This is a genomic window from Streptomyces sp. NBC_00669, from assembly GCF_036226785.1.
In the GTDB taxonomy this organism is placed as follows: domain Bacteria; phylum Actinomycetota; class Actinomycetes; order Streptomycetales; family Streptomycetaceae; genus Actinacidiphila.
Window position 1 is genome coordinate 1,066,248 of the sequence record NZ_CP109018.1, and the last position, 15,465, is coordinate 1,081,712.

Genomic DNA, 15,465 nt, shown 5'->3' on the forward strand with positions numbered 1-15,465 from the left:
ATCAACCAATCTCGAGGTCGTCGAGTGCCTGGAACAGCTCTTCGTCCGAGGCCGACTCGTAGGCCCCTTCCGCCTCGGCCGCGACGCCGACCCGCCGGTCGCGCCACCTGCGCAGCAGGCTCTCCAGCCGGGCCGTGATCCGGGCCGCCTCCGCGTCGTCCGGGGTCGCCTCGGCCAGGGCGTCCTCCAGCCGCCGGAATTCCGCGAACACCGGCTGCCGGGGGCCGGTCCCGCCGTCGAGGGCCGCGCCGAGCCGCTCGGTGACCGCCCGCGAGGTGGGGTGGTCGAAGACCAGGGTGGCGGGCAGCCACACCCCGGCGGCGGCGCTCAGCCGTTTGCGCAGTTCCACGGCGGCAAGGGAGTCGAATCCCATCTCCTGGAAGGCCCGGTCGGGGTCGACGGCCGCGGCCGAGGCGTGGCCGAGGACGGCGGCGACGTGCTCGCGGACGGCGGCCAGCAGGGTCCGGTCGCGTTCCTCGGGGGCCAGTCCGGCGAGCCGGCGGATCAGCGGCGCGTCCTCCTCGGCGCGGGCGCGGCGGACCGGGGCGTGCACCACCGCCCGCAGCACGTGCGGGAGTTCGCCGGCCCGGGCGCGCAGCGCCGCGTGGTCGAGGCGCGCCAGTACGCAGTGCGTCGCGCCGAGAGCCAGCGCCGCGTCGAACTGCGCGAGCCCTTCCTCGGCGGTGAGGGTCGGGAAACCCGGGCGGTCGGGGTGCTCGGGGTGCTCGGTGCCGGCGGCGTGGTCCGGGGCGCCGGGCCGGTCCGGGGCGGCGGTGCGCCACGGCCCGTGCGCGAGGCAGACCGCGGGCAGTCCGCGCGCGCGGCGGTGCGCGGCCAGCAACTCGAAGGACGCGTGCGCCATGGCCGCGTCCGTGGTGCCGATCTCCCCGAGGAGGGCGTCGGCCGCCGACACCAGGACGAAGGCGGCGGGAGCGGCGTCGCGGACGGCCTCGTGCAGGTGCCACGCGTCGTCGGCCCGCCGGGCCGCGGCGACCTGGGTCCCGGTCGCGGATTCGGTTCCGATCCCGGATTCCGTCCCGGAGTCGAGGCCGCTCACCGTGGTGGCCCGCGGGCCGTCGGCCGCGATGTGCACCACCGCGGTCAGCGGATGCGCCTCGGGAATCGCGTCCAGCAGCGCCGCCAGCGCCGTACGGTCGGCCAGGTCGCAGGTGGTGACGGTCACCGCCGCGTCGGGCACGGCCGTCTGCGGGTCACCGGGTGCGCGGACCAGCGTCAGGCGCCGAAGGCCGTGCGTGGCGGCGAGGTGGCGGGCGAGCAGCGTGCCCGCGGCCGTGTCCCCTGTGACGAGCACGGTGCCGTCCGGGTCCCAGCCGGCCGGACCCCGCGGGGGGAGGCCGGCGCCGTCCGGGGCGGTGAGCCGCGGCAGCAGCACCTCACCGCCACGGACGGCCGTCTCGGGTTCGCCGCAGGCCAGCGCGGCGGCGAGCGCGCGGTCCGGGTCGGCGGACGGGTCGAGGTCCACCACGACCGGCCGGCCCAGGCCCTCCGCGCGGGCGGCCCGCACCAGTCCCCAGGCGCGGGCGCCTTCGGGGTCGGGCGCCGGGTCCTGCCCGGGTTCCGTGCCGGCGGCCACCGCCCCGCTGGTGGCGACGACGAGCCGCACCGCGGCGAGCCGCGGGTCGTCCGCCCAGCGCCGCAGCAGCGCGGGCAGTTCCGGGTCGGGGGCGGCGGTCGCGCACACGTGGACCACGGTGGCCGGGGCCTGCTCGTCGGCGTCGATGGCCGCGAGCAGCGCGTCGAGGTCGGCGTGGCCCGGCGACGCCGGGTCGAACAGCGGCTCGGGGCGGCCGAGGAACGTCCATCCGGCGACCGCCGTCCCGGCGGGAGCGGGCGGGGCCGGTGTCCAGCGCAGGGTGTGGAGCACCGGGTGGTCGGTCCGGTCGGCGGCGGCGAGTTCACCGGGGGTGACCGCGCGGGATACCACCGAGTCGGCGGTGAGCACGACCCGGCCGGCGCTGTCGGTGACCACCAGTGCGCAGCCCTCCGGGCCGGGGGTGATCCGTGCCCGCAGCGCGTCGGCGCCCGCGGCGGCGCGCAGCCGGACACCCCGCCACGTACCCGGGACGACCGGTGCCGCGTCGCCCTCCCCGGCCAGCCGTTCGGCGTGGAACACGGCGTCGAGCAGGGCCGGGTGCACGCTGAAGCCCTCCGCCCGCGGGTCGGCGTCCCGCACCGGCTCGACCTCGGCGCACAGGTCGTCGCCGAGCCGCCAGGCGGCCCGCAGGCACTGGAACGCCGGACCGTAGCCGTATCCGGCGGCCAGCAGGCGCTCGTAGGCGTCGCCGAGGCCGACCGGGACGGCGCCGACGGGCGGCCAGTCCGCCGCCGGGCGCGGCGCGGGCGGCTCCGGAGCCTGCGGTCCCTCGACGACACCGGAGGCGTGCCGGGTCCAGGGGGCGTCCGGGTCGGCGTCGGGACGCGAGTGGACGGAGACGGGGCGGCTGCCGTCGGGCCGCGGGCCGTCCACCACGACGCGCAGCGCGGTGGAGCCGTCGCCGGTGACCGCCAGGGGCAGTTCGACGGTCAGTTCGCGCAGGGTGTCGCAGCCGGCGTGCCCGGCGGCGTGCAGGGCGAGGTCGACCAGAGCGGTGGCGGGCAGGACCGGGGTGCCGAGCAGGTCGTGGTCGGCCAGCCACGGCGCACCCGCGGCGGTGAGCCGGCCGGTGAGCACCAGCGCGCCGGAGTCCGGGACGGTGACCAGCGCGCCCAGCAGCGGGTGCCGGGCCGGCGCCTGACCGACCCGGGCCGGGTCGCCGCCGTGCGAGGCCGACTCCAGCCAGAAGTGCCGGTGCTGGAAGGGGTAGACGGGCAGGTCGACCCGGCGGGCCGCGGTGCCGTCGAAGAACGCCGCCCAGTCCACCGGCACACCGCGGGAGTGCGCCCGCGCGACGGCGGTGACGAGTTCCCGCGCCTCGGGGCGATCGCGGCGCATCGCGGGGACGAAGGCGACGTCGCGCTCACCGGTGAGGCAGTCGGGCCCCATCGTGGCGAGCACCGCGTCGGGGCCGAGTTCGAGGTGCGTGGACACCCCGCGCTCGTCGAGGTGGCGCACCACGTCGTGGAAGCGCACGGTCTCGCGCACGTGCCGGACCCAGTACTCCGGGTCGCACAGCAGCTCCTCCCCCGCCTGCCGGCCGGTCACCGCGGAGACCACCGGGAGCGCGGGCGGCCGGTAGGACAGCGCGGAGGCCACCGCGCGGAACTCCGCCAGCATCGGTTCCATCAGCGGCGAGTGGAAGGCGTGGCTGACCCGCAGCCGGGTCGTACGGCGGCCGTCCGCGGCGAAGCGGGCGGCGATCTCCTCGGCCGCGCCGGCCGCGCCGGAGATGACGACGGAGGTCGGGCCGTTGACCGCGGCGAGGCTCACCCGGTCGGAGAGCAGCGGCAGGACCTCGTCCTCCGCGGCCTGCACGGCGATCATCGCGCCGCCGGCCGGCAGCGCCTGCATCAGCCGCCCGCGGGCGGCCACCAGCGCGGCGGCGTCCGGCAGGCCGAGCACCCCCGCCGCGCGCGCGGCCACCAGCTCGCCGACGGAGTGGCCGGCGAGGAAGTCGGGCCGCACGCCCCACGACTCGACCAGCCGGTAGAGGGAGATCCCGACGGTGAACAGCGCCGGCTGCGCGTAGCAGGTCAGCTCCAGCGCCGCCGGGTCGGTTCCCCACATCACGTCGCGCAGCGGCCGGTCCAGGTGCGGGTCGAACGCCTCCAGCGCGGCGTCGAACGCCCGGCGGAAGTGCGGGTGGGCGTCGTACAGTCCGCGTCCCATGCCGAGGCGCTGCGCGCCCTGGCCGGTGAAGAGGAAGGCGGTGCCGCCGGTGGTGCGCCGCCCGGCCGGCTCGGCGTCGGCGGCGAGCGCCGCCAGTGCCGCGACCAGCTCGTCGCGGTCGTCACCGACGACCAGGGCCCGGTGGTCCAGCGGCGACCGGGCCGTGGCGAGCGTGAACGCCACGTCGGCCGGGCTCGGCCCGGGGTCGTCCGCGAGGTGGGCGGCCAGGCGCCGGGCGTGCTGCCGGAGGGCGTCCGGGCTCGCCGCGGAGACCAGCCAGGGCACCACGGGCCGGGGCGCCGACTCGGACGCCGACTCGGATGCCAGCTCGGACGCCGACTCGGACGCCGCGGCCGACTCCGGTCCGTGCTCCGGGTGTCGCGGCTCCGCGGAACCTCCGGCGGGCTCCGCGGGGGTCTGCCCGGTGGTGGCGTCGGAGGCGGCGTCGGAGGCAGCATCCGCGGGCGCCTGCTCGACGATCACATGCGCGTTGGTGCCGCTGATGCCGAACGAGGAGACGCCGGCCCGCCGCGGCCGGCCGGGCTCGGGCCACGGCTGCGCCTCGGTGAGCAGCCGTACCGCGCCCGAGGCCCAGTCGACCTGCTGCGAGGGCTCGTCGACGTGCAGCGTCCGGGGCAGCACGCCGTGCCGCATGGACTCCACGGCCTTGATCACCCCGGCGACGCCCGCGGCGGCCTGGGCGTGCCCGATGTTCGACTTGATCGAGCCGAGCCACAACGGGCGCTCAGCGGAGCGGTCCTGGCCGTAGGTGGCGAGCAGCGCCTGGGCCTCGATCGGGTCGCCGAGCGTGGTGCCGGTGCCGTGGCCCTCGACCGTGTCGACGTCGCCGGTGCCGAGCCCGGCCGCGGCCAGCGCCTGGCGGATGACCCGCTGCTGCGCCGGGCCGTTGGGCGCCGTCAGTCCGTTGCTGGCACCGTCCTGGTTGACCGCGGAGCCGCGGACCAGGGCGAGGACGGGGTGGCCGTTGCGGCGGGCGTCGGCGAGCCGTTCCACCAGCAGCAGCCCGACGCCCTCGGAGAACCCGGTGCCGTCGGCGGCGTCGGCGTACGACTTGCACCGCCCGTCGGCGGCCAGGCCGCGCTGGGTGCCGAACTCCACGAGCACCCCGGCGGTGGCCATCACCGTGACACCGCCGGCGAGCGCGAGATCGCACTCGCCGGAGCGCAGCGACTGGATCGCCAGGTGGAGGGCGACCAGGGAGGAGGAGCAGGCGGTGTCGACGGTGATCGCCGGGCCCTCGAAGCCGTAGTGGTACGACAGCCGGCCGGAGGCGATGGAGCCGGTGGCGCTGTTGTCGGCGTAGTCGTGGTACATCACGCCGGCGAACACCCCGGTGGGGGTGGCCCGCAGGGTTCCCGGGTCGATCCCGGCCCGCTCGAACAGGTGCCAGGAGGTCTCCAGCAGCAGCCGCTGCTGCGGGTCCATGGCCAGTGCCTCGTTGGGGCTGATCCCGAAGAAGTCCGGGTCGAAGTCGGCGGCGCCGTCGAGGAATCCGCCGGAGCGGGTGTAGGTCCTGCCGGGCTTGCCGGGCTCGGGGTCGTACAGCTCCTCCAGGTCCCAGCCGCGGTCGGCGGGGAACGCCGAGACCGCGTCGGTGCCGTCGGCGACCAGCCGCCACAGGTCCTCCGGGGACTCCACGCCGCCCGGGAAGCGGCAGGCCATCGCCACCAGGGCGACGGGTTCGTCCGGTGCCGCCGCCCGGGTCCGCGCCGACTGGGGGCGCTGCCCGGTGAGTTCGCGGTCCATGTGCCGGACGACAGCCCGGGCCGAGGGGTGGTCGAAGACCAGGGTGGCCGGCAGCCGCAGGCCGGTCGCGGCGGCCAGCCGATTGCGCAGTTCGACGGCGGTCAGCGAGTCGAAGCCCAACTCCTTGAAGGCGCGGTCCGCCTCCACGGCGTCCGGGGAGGCGTGCCCGAGGACATCGGCGACCTGGGTGCGCACCAGTTCCAGCAGGGCGCGTTCGCGCTCGCCGGGGGCCATGGCGGACAGCCGCTCGCCCAGCGGGGCGTCGCCGCCGGAGCGGGCCGCGCGCCGCGGCGGAGTCCGCACCAGGCCGCGGAGCATGGCCGGGAGGGTGCCCTGCGCGGCCTGCGCGCGCAGCGCGGTGGTGTCGAGCTTCAGCAGCAGCCGGTGCGCGGAGGCCGGGTCGCCGGAGGTGACAGGGACGGGTGCGTCGCCAGGTGCGCTGCCGGATGCGCTGCCGGACGGCGAGCCGTGCGGCGCGACGGCGGGCGCGGATACGGGTGCGGGCGCGGGCGCGGATACGGGCGCGGGCGCGGACTCCGGCGGAGATACGGACCCGGGTGCGCGTACGGACGCGAGGGCGGCGTCGAGGAGGTCGAGCGCCTCCGCGGTCTCCAGGGGCGGGAAGCCCTGGCGGCGCAGCCGGGAGATATCGCGCTCGTCGAGCGCGCCGGTCATCCCGCTGCCGTCGGCCCACAGCCCCCAGGCGAGCGCGACCGCGGGAAGGCCGGCGGCCCGGCGGTGGGCGGCCAGGGCGTCGAGGAAGGCGTTGGCGGCGGCGTAGTTGCCCTGTCCGGGCGCGCCGAGGGTGCCCGCCGCGGAGGAGAACAGCACGAAGCCGGCGAGGTCGAACCCGCGGGTGAGTTCGTGCAGGTGCCAGGCCGCGTCGGCCTTGGCGCGCAGCACCTCGTCGAGGCGCTTCGGGGTGAGCGCGTCGATGACGCCGTCGTCCAGGACGCCCGCGGTGTGCACCACGGCGCGCAGCGGGCGGTCGGCGGGGATCGCGGCCAGCACCGCGGCCAGGGCCGACCGATCGGCGACGTCGCAGGCGACGACCTTCGCCTCGGCGCCCGACTCCACCAGTTGCGCGACCAGTTCGGCCGCGCCCGGGGCGGCTTCGCCGCGCCGGCTGAGCAGCAGCAGCCGGCGTACCCCGTGCGCGGACGCGAGGTGGCGGGCGACGTGGGCGCCGAGCACCCCGGTGCCGCCGGTGACCAGGACGGTGCCGTCGGCCGGCCACGCCGGGCGCGGGCCGTCCTGCGGCGCCGCCGCGGCGGCGAGCCGGGGGGTGAGGACGGCTCCCCCGCGCAGCACGGCCTCGGGTTCGCCGTCGGCCAGGACGCGGGCCAGCGCCTCGGGGTCGAGGTCACCGTCGGGGCCGGTGTCCACCAGCACGAAGCGGCCGGGGTGTTCGGCCTGCGCCGACCGCACCAGCCCCCACAGCGGGGCCTGTTCGAGGTCCGGCGACTCCCCGCCGCCGGCCGCGACCGCCGAGGTGGTGACGAGGACCATCACGCTGTCCTGGAAGCGCGGATCGGCCAGGAACGACTGCACCTCGTGGAGGACGTGTCCGGTACGGCGGCGGACGGCGTCGAGGACCGTGGCGCCGCTCCCGCCGCCCGCGCCGGGCGCCTCGGGTTCCGCCGGTTCCGCCGGTTCCGACACTTCCGCCGGTTCCGCCGCGGCGCAGAGCACCACCACACCGGGCGGCGTCCCGGTGCCGAGCCCGGACGCCAGCGCGGCGAGGTCGGCGTGGCGGGCGGTGCCGGTCGCGGCGGCGAGTGCCTTCGCCGCGCGGCCGTCGCCGACGACCGCGCACGCGGGGAGCGCGGCCGCCTCCTCGGCGCGCGGCGCCGCGGTCCACCGGACCGCGTGGGGCACCGGGCCCCGCGTCGCGCCCGCGGAGGCCAACTGCCGGGCGGAGACCGCCTTGGCGACCAGCGACTCCACCGCGAGCACCGGCCGCCCGGTGCCGTCGAACACGTCGATCCGGACCGCGTCGGGGCCGGCCGGCCGCAGTACGGCGCGCGCGGTGGTGGCGCCGGAGGCGTGCAGCGACACCCCGTTCCAGGCGAACGGCAGGACAGCGCCGCGCGAGGCGTCCGGGTCGCCGCCGCCGGCCACCAGGTCGGCGTGGAGCACGGCGTCGAGCAGCGCCGGGTGGACGGCGAAGTGCGCGGCGGCGGCACCCTCCTCCTCGGCGAGGGCGACCTCGGCGTAGATCTCCTCGCCGTGCCGCCAGGCGGACTTCAGGCCCTGGAAGGCCGGCCCGTAGGCGTGGCCGCGCTCCAGCAGCCGCGGATAGGCGCCGTCGAGCGGGATCGGCTCCGCGCCGGGCGGCGGCCATTCGGGGATCGCGGCGAGCGCGGCGGCCGGGCCCGGGTCGAGTACGCCCGCGGCGTGCCGGGTCCAGGGGCCGTCGGCGTCCTCGGCGCGGGAGTGGACGGTGACCGCGCGTTCGCCGTCCGGCCCCTCGGCGCCCACGGTCACCTGGAGCTGGACCCAGCCCTCCTCGGGCAGCACGAGCGGTGCCTGCAGGGTCAGTTCGCGCAGCAGCTCGCAGCCGGTCCGCGCGCCGGCATGCAGCGCGAGGTCCACGAACGCCGCGCCGGGCAGCAGGACGGCGCCGAGGGCCTCGTGGTCGGCAAGCCACGGCTGCGCCGGCAGCGACAGCCGGCCGGTGAAGACGGTCTCGCCGGAGGTGGAGGAGGTGACCACGGCGCCCAGCAGCGGGTGGCCGGCCGGATCGAGGCCCGCGGCGGCGAAGCTCGTCGCGTCCTGGTCCGGCCGCGCCCAGTAGCGCCGGTGCTGGAAGGCGTAGGTGGGCAGGTCCACGACGCGTGCGGCGGTGCCGGTGAAGGACGCGCGCCACTGCACCGGGGCACCGGCCAGCGACGCCTCGGCCAGCGAGGTGGTCAGGCGGAGCAGGCCGCCCTCGCCGCGCCGCAGCGAGCCGACCACGCGGGCCTCGGTGCCGGTCGCGTCCACGGTCTCCTGGAGGCCCAGCCGCAGCACCGGGTGCGGGCTGGACTCCACGAACAGGCCGTGCCCGTCGGCGAGCAGCGCCCGGGTGGCCTCCTCGAAGCGCACCGTGCTGCGCAGGTTGGTGAACCAGTACCCGGCGTCCAGGGCGGCGGTGTCCAGTGCCGCGCCGGTCACGGTGGAGTAGAACGGCACGGCCGAGGAGCGCGGGGCGACCGGCGCCAGCACCGCGAGCAGCTTGTCCTTGAGCTGCTCCACGTAGTGCGAGTGGGAGGCGTAGTCCACCGGAATCCTGCGGACGCGGACGTCCTGCGCGGTGAGCTGGTCGAAGATCTCGTCCAGTGCCGCGGTGTCGCCGCAGACCACGACGGAGCCGGGCCCGTTGACGGCGGCGAGCTGGACGCGGCCCTGCCAGGCGCGCAGCCGCTCCTGTGTCTCGGCGGCGGGCAGCGGGACCGACATCATCCCGCCGAGACCGGCGAGTTCCTCGGCGATCAGGCGGCTGCGCAGGGCGACGATCCGGGCGCCGTCGGACAGCGAGAGCGCCCCCGCCACGCAGGCGGCGGCGATCTCGCCCTGCGAGTGGCCGACGACCGCGTCCGGTTCCACGCCGTAGGAGCGCCACAAGGCCGCGAGCGACACCATCATCGCCCACAGCAGCGGCTGCACCACGTCGACCCGCTCCAGTGACGGGGCGCCGGGCCGCTCGCGCAGCACGTCCATCGGTTCCCAGTCCACGAAGGGCTCCAGCGCCCGCGCGCACTCCGCCATGCGCTCGGCGAACGCCGGTGCGGTGCTGAGGAGTTCACCGGCCATCGCGGGCCACTGCGAGCCCTGTCCGGGGAAGACGAACGCCACCCGGGTGCTGCCCGCGGGCCGCACCGGGCCGCTGACGACGGTGCCGCCCAGCCCGTGGCCGGCCAGGGCGGCCACGCCGGCGAGCAGGTCGGCGCGGTCCGTGCCGACCGCCACCCCGCGGTGGCCGAGCACGGACCGGGTGGTCACCAGCGACAGGCCGATGTCGGGCGCGGACCCGCCGGCCTCCGCCTCGGGCCCGGTGAGCCAGGACAGCAGCCGGCCGGCCTGGGCCCGCAGCGCTTGCTCGTCGCGTCCGTGCAGGACCCAGGGGACGGCCCGGGACGCCTGCGCGTCACCGGACGGCAGGCCGCCGTCCACCGGCTCTGCGGTGGTTCCGGGAAGTCGTTGCTCGCCGCTCATGCGGGGCACCCCCTTGACTGGTACCGAGTGACATGTCGCTCCCCCGAGCGGCGGCCGCTGGTGCTGTGACCGCGAGGGGCTTTCGCCGGTCGGCGCGCGGTGCCCGGCGCGGTGGGACCGCCCGGTGCGGCACCGTCCTGGTGACGGGCTCGCACGGGCGGTCCCGCCGGCGCCGCGGGCACTCCCCCTGGCTTCGCCGCGGGCGCTTCCACCCGCCGAAGGCGGAGGCGGAGCGCCCCTACGGGCACCGCGAGCAGGTGGACCCTCGCGGTCACGGCACTACCGGGGGTCGGTGACGGGTTCCGGTGCGAGCAGGTCGCCGAACTCCGGGAACTGCTCGATCGCCTGCTGCGCGGTGAGCGGCGGACGGCGCGGCCCGCGGATCACCGGCCACATGAAGGCGCGGGAGAACATCCGGCTGGGTGGCGCGCAGAACGTGCCCACGGTGAAGGCGATGTCGGACACCGTCCGGTCGCGGGCCGCCACGTGTGCCACCCGAGCCGCCATCCAGGTCTGGAAGGCGGCGCCGCGCACCGGCACGCTGGAGGTGACGCCGGGGAAGAACAGGTCGTTGCTGACCGCGTTCTGCCAGGCGAACGCGTTCGCCTTGGCGACGCCCCGCTGCACCCGGCGGCCCAGGCCCGGCCCGAGTCCGGTGCGCCGCAGCTCCGCGCGCAGCACCAGGGCGGAGCGGGCGGCCACCGACATGCCGGTGCCGTAGGTCGGGTTGAGCGCCGAGGCGGCGTCGCCGATCACGAAGTACCCCTCGGGCAGGGGCAGCTTCTCGTAGTGGCGCCGCCAGTTGGGCATCCGCCGGTAGGAGCGGATGTCGCTGAGCGGCTTGGCCCGGGACAGCAGCCGCGACACCAGCGGGTCCTCCCAGTCACCGCAGTCGGAGACGAACTCCTTCTCGTCGGTGGGGGGTTCGCCGCCGCGGCTGCCGAACCTGGTGACGATCCAGCGCCCGTTGTCGTTCGGCAGGATCGCGATCCCGCGGCCCGGCTCGCCGGTGCCGGGCTGCACCTGGATCATCACGCCGGGGAAGTCCTCCGTCCCCTCGGGCGCCTGGTACCAGCGGCTGGCGTAGGCGAACCCGGCGTCGACGAAGTCCTCCCGGGGCGCCGCCACGCCGAGCTCCGCCAGCCAGCGCGGGCCGTCGGAGCGGCGGCCGGTGGCGTCGACCACCAGGTCCGCGGCGATCGTCTCCTCCCGCGTGTCCTGGCCGGATTCGAGCGGCTTGATCCGCACGCCGGTGACGCGCTGGGCGTCCCCGGTCAGCGCCACGGCCTTGACGCCCTGCCGCAGCGTCAGGCGGGCGGCGCCCAGCACCTGGCCGCGCACCACGTGGTCGAGCGTGTCGCGCCCGCACAGCAGCAGGTAGGCGTCCGTACGGTGCCGCTGGAACCAGTCGCGCGGACCGCGGGTCAGCGTGCCGCCGGGCAGGCCGCGCCGCTTGGCGCCGGCCGCCATCAGCAACTCGGTGGTGCCCGGCAGCAGTTCGTCGAACGCCTCGGCGCCGCCCCGCATCAGGATGTGGTTGTGCCGGCCCTGCGGCAGCCCGTTGCGGGGGGCCGGCGTCGTGGGCAGCACGTCGCTCTCGACCACCACGACCTCGTCGGCGTGGTCGGCGAGGACGGTCGCGGCGAACAGGCCCGCCAGGCCACCGCCGAGAACGACAGCGGTGGTCACTGCGCTATCCCGTGGGTGGCGAGGTAGGTCTTCATGCGCTGCTCGGCCAGCGCCGGGTCGGCGAACAGGCCCAGGCCGTCGGCGAGCCGGTAGGCGGTGGCCAGGTGGGGCACGGAGCGCGCCGACTGCTCGCCCCACACCATGCGGGTGTGCGCGCTGTGACCGCCCAGCCAGCCGAGGAAGACCAGGCCGGTCTTGAAGAAGAACGTGCTGCGGCCCGGGCCCTCGAAGAGGTGGGCGCACAACGGCACGGTGGAGTCCAGCAGTTGGCGGCCGTGCGCGGTGTCACCGCGGTCCAGGGCGCGCAGCGCCTCGGCCGCCAGCGGCGCGATCGGGTCGAAGACCGGGGTCAGGCCGTCGCTGAAGCCCCGCTCGTCGCCGGCGAACAGCTCCGGGTAGCGGTCGGTGTCGCTGGTGTAGAACCGCACGCCTTCCGGCAGCAGCCGGCGCATCTGCACCTGCTGCTCGGCCGGCAGCAGCGCCACCTTCACACCGTCGACCTTGTCGATGTTGTCGCGGACGATCGACAGCAGCGCACCGTAGGCGCTGTCCACGTCCATCTGGCCCCAGTAGCCGGTGTGGCGCGGGTCCCACACGGAGGTGATCCAGTGCAGGATCGCCGGCTTCGAGCACTGCCGCAGCAGCGCGCCGTACAACTCGGCGTAGTCGGCGGGGTCCTGGGTGGCGGCCGCCAGTTGCGGGCTGCACATGATGATCGCGGTGGCGCCGGCGGCCTCCACGACCTCCAGCTGCTGCTCGTACGCGAGCCGGACGTCCTTGACGCTGGCCGGCGAGAACGGGTCGAGCTGGTCGGTGGTGATCGCGACGGCCATCCGGCCGCCCACCGCGCGGGCTTCGGCGGCGGAGTGGCGGATCAGCTCCACCGACGTCGGCCAGTCCAGGCCCATGCCGCGGTGCGCGGTGTCGAGCGCCTCGGCGAGCGTGTAGCCGTGCGCCCACAGGTGGCGCCGGTAGGCCATGGACGCCTCCCAGTCGATCGGCTGGGGCGGCGGCGGGCCCATCGGCGGCCCGAACGGCTCGTTGGCCGCGAGCGGGTCGCCCAGCACGTGCGCGGTGGCCAGTGGGCTCCGCTTGGCGAACGGCGAGTCGTCGGGCGTGAAGACGCGCGGCGAGGCGTTCGGCTCGTACGACGTCAATGTTCCGTCGGCCTCGGGAAGTTTGATCACTTTCGGCTCCCAGTCTCTGCTCGACCACCACGGGCGCTTCATTGAATCGACTCCGCGAGTGGCCGAACCAGATCAACCGCCCCCTAAAGGACCTGGGTGACCCCCCTACCTGCGAGCGGCCCGGCACCACCCCAACTGCCCTGCCCAGAGCCCTTGTAGGGGCTGCCGGACGGTACTTCTGGGGGTCCCCGCCCTGGAGCGCCGCCGGGCCGCGATGCGTTGATGGCGGGGACGGCGATATCGCGGCCGCGCGGCCGCGGGAACGGAGAGGCTGGACACATGTGGAACTGTGAGTACGGGGTCGAGGTCGGCGTCACCGGTGCGGAGGTCTGGGCCCGGTACACCGATCTCGACACGTGGCCGGAGTGGTACGGCGCGCTGAGCTCGATCCGCCTCGACGGGCCGTTCGCGGCGGGCTCGGAAGGGGTGATCGAGCAGTCCATGGAGTCCGGCAACCGGACGGCCCCGGTGCCGTTCACCCTCACCGACGTCACCGACGGCAGCGGCTTCACGCTGCTGACCCGGATCGGCGGGCAGGTCGAGATGCGGTCGGTGTGCGCGATCGCGCCGGCCGGCGACGGCGTACGGATCACCCACCGGGCGGAGCTGGACGGGCCCGGCAGCGAGCAGATGGGCGCCCAGATCGGCGCGCAGCTGGAAGAGGCGCTCCGCACGGGTGTCGACCGCCTGGCCAAGGTCCTGACGTCCTGACGGACCCCTCCCGGCCGCGGCGCCCCATCCGGGCGCCGCGGCCACCCCACCGCGGCCGCGCCCGCGCCCACCGGCGGTCTGACCGCCGGTCTCCGGCCGCCCCACCGCGGCCGCGCCCTCCCCCGCCGGCCGCACCCACCGGCTACGGCAACCCGCCGCGCCCCGCCCGCCGCGCCGGGCCGCGGCACGGCCGCACCGCGCACGGCGAAGGCTCCCGCCGGCAGGACCGGCGGGAGCCTTCTGGGTGAGCCGTTCGTCCGCGACGGGGGCGCGTGGGCGAACGGCGGTCAAGGGGTCAGCCGTGCGACGGCCGGGGCGCCTGCGACGGCCCGCGGTCCTCCTCCATGGCGGCGGGCGCGCCCGCCGGAGCGGCGCCACGGGACTTCTCGCGCGCCTTCGGCGCGGCGCCGCCCTGTTGCGCCTCCTGGGGCCGGACCCGCCGCAGGAAGAGCGCGGACAGCAGCGCGGACAGGGCCATCAGGACGGCGGCGGTGACGGCCGCGACGTGGATGCCCGCGGTGAAGGAGTCCCGGGCGGCGGCCAGCACCGCGGCGCCGGCCCGGCCGGGAACGGACTGGGCGACGACGGTCGCCCCGCCGAGCGTCTGCCGGGCGGCGTGCACCTTGTCGGCGTCCACGGAGGCGGGCAGCCTGCCGGTGATGTGGCGCCGGTAGACGGCGGTGGTGATGGTGCCCAGGACGGCCATGCCCATCGCGCCGCCGAACTGGGTGCCGGTGGCCAGGATCGCCGAGGCGGTGCCGGCGCGTTCGCGCGGGGCGGCGCCGATCAGCAGTTCGGTGCCGAGCGTCATCACCACGACCATGCCGCCGGCCAGCAGCGTGGAGGCGAGCAGCACGACCCACAGCTGCGAGTCGCTCTGCACCTGGGTCATCACCCCGAAGGCGGCGACCCCGAGCACGAACGCGCCGCTGATCAGGTGGCTGCGATCGACCCCGCGCTTGAGGAGGATGGTGCTCACCGGCGTGGTGACACCCACCCCGATCGACGGCACCAGGCTCCACAGGCCGGCCGCCAGCGGGCTGAGGCCGTGCACCAGTTGGAGGTACTGGGCGGTGAGGATCGCCGTGCCTGACATGGTCAGGTTGGCGATGAACTTGGTGAGGATCGGGCCCTTGACCGCTCGGCTGCGCAGCAGGTTGAGGTCGATCATCGGGTCGGGCCGGCGCTGCCGCAGCACGAACAGCACGCCGAAGACCAGACCGACCACGAGGCTGGCCACCCGCAGCGTGTTCACTCCCGAGGTGGCCATCTCCTTGGCGCCGTAGATGATCGGCAGGATGGCCAGCAGGGACAGGACGGAGCTGACGAAGTCCATCCCGCCGGTCTTCCGCGGCCGCGCCTCCGGGACCAGGAGCGGCGCCGCGACCAGGAGCAGCACCATGAACGGGATGTTGATCAGGAAGACCGAGCCCCACCAGAAGTGCGCGAGCAGCAGGCCGCTGATCACCGGCCCGAACGAGACGCCGGTGGCCAGGCCGCCGGCCCAGATGGCGATGGCCGTCTGCCGCTGCTTCTCGTCGTTGAACATGTTGCGGATCAGCCCGGCCGTGGTCGGCGTCAGCGTGGCGCCGGCGATGCCGAGGATGCCGCGGGCCGCGATCAGCATGCCGGCGCTGGAGGCGTAGGCGGCCATGAACGACGCCGCGCTGAACGCCACCGCGCCGGTCAGCAGCAGCCGCCGCTGACCGATCCGGTCCCCGAGGGAGCCCATCGTGATCAGCATGCCGGCCAGCACGAAGCCGTAGATGTCGAAGATCCACAGCTGCTGGGTGCTGCTCGGCTGGAGTTGGCGGGTGATGTAGGGCACTGCGAAGAACAGCACCGAGACGTCCATGGAGACCAGCAGGAGCGGCAGCAGGAGCACGACGAGGGCGGTCCACTCCCGGCCCCCGGCTCGCGTGCGGGTTTCTGTCATGCCGTCAATCATACGTCCGTGTAAGTCGCTTGTACAGGACGGACGAGCGACCAATACATACGGCCGTCTAGAACGACGCACGGACCTCCCGGCCTGCCGCCCGGCTCCCGACAGGGGAACCGCGGGCGCGCCCGGGAGGTCCGTGGGTGGTTCTGGTGGTTCTGGTGGTTCTGGTGGTGCCGGTAGTGCTG

General features: G+C 76.0%; 5 protein-coding genes. 1 reads left to right on the forward strand and 4 read right to left on the reverse strand.

Features of this window, described 5'->3' with window-relative positions; genetic code table 11:
* Position 1 precedes the first annotated feature (1 nt).
* The 3 genes from OG896_RS04255 to OG896_RS04265 all read right to left on the reverse strand — a co-directional run bounded on the left by OG896_RS04255 (position 2) and on the right by OG896_RS04265 (position 12,669).
* Positions 2-9,751, reverse strand: a complete 9,750-nt coding sequence (locus tag OG896_RS04255; protein WP_329362504.1) for an SDR family NAD(P)-dependent oxidoreductase — start codon at positions 9,749-9,751, stop codon at positions 2-4.
* A 279-nt stretch (positions 9,752-10,030) separates the two neighbouring features.
* Positions 10,031-11,440, reverse strand: coding sequence for an FAD-dependent oxidoreductase (locus tag OG896_RS04260; RefSeq protein WP_329362507.1), 1,410 nt, complete (start codon positions 11,438-11,440; stop codon positions 10,031-10,033).
* Positions 11,437-12,669 (reverse strand): DUF993 family protein, encoded by a 1,233-nt coding sequence (locus tag OG896_RS04265; protein ID WP_443056927.1) that lies wholly within the window; start codon positions 12,667-12,669, stop codon positions 11,437-11,439. The genes OG896_RS04260 and OG896_RS04265 overlap by 4 nt, the downstream gene beginning before the upstream one ends.
* A 237-nt stretch (positions 12,670-12,906) precedes the next feature.
* Here OG896_RS04265 and OG896_RS04270 point away from each other — a divergent pair, with 237 nt between their 5' ends.
* Positions 12,907-13,338: an SRPBCC family protein gene (locus OG896_RS04270; protein WP_329362512.1), complete on the forward strand. Its 432-nt coding sequence runs from the start codon at positions 12,907-12,909 to the stop codon at positions 13,336-13,338.
* 295 nt (positions 13,339-13,633) lie between these two features.
* Here OG896_RS04270 and OG896_RS04275 read toward each other — a convergent pair whose 3' ends face one another.
* Positions 13,634-15,274 carry an MFS transporter gene (locus tag OG896_RS04275; RefSeq protein WP_329362513.1) on the reverse strand — a complete coding sequence of 547 codons (1,641 nt, stop codon included), beginning with the start codon at positions 15,272-15,274 and terminating at the stop codon, positions 13,634-13,636.
* Between the last annotated feature and the right edge of the window lie 191 nt (positions 15,275-15,465).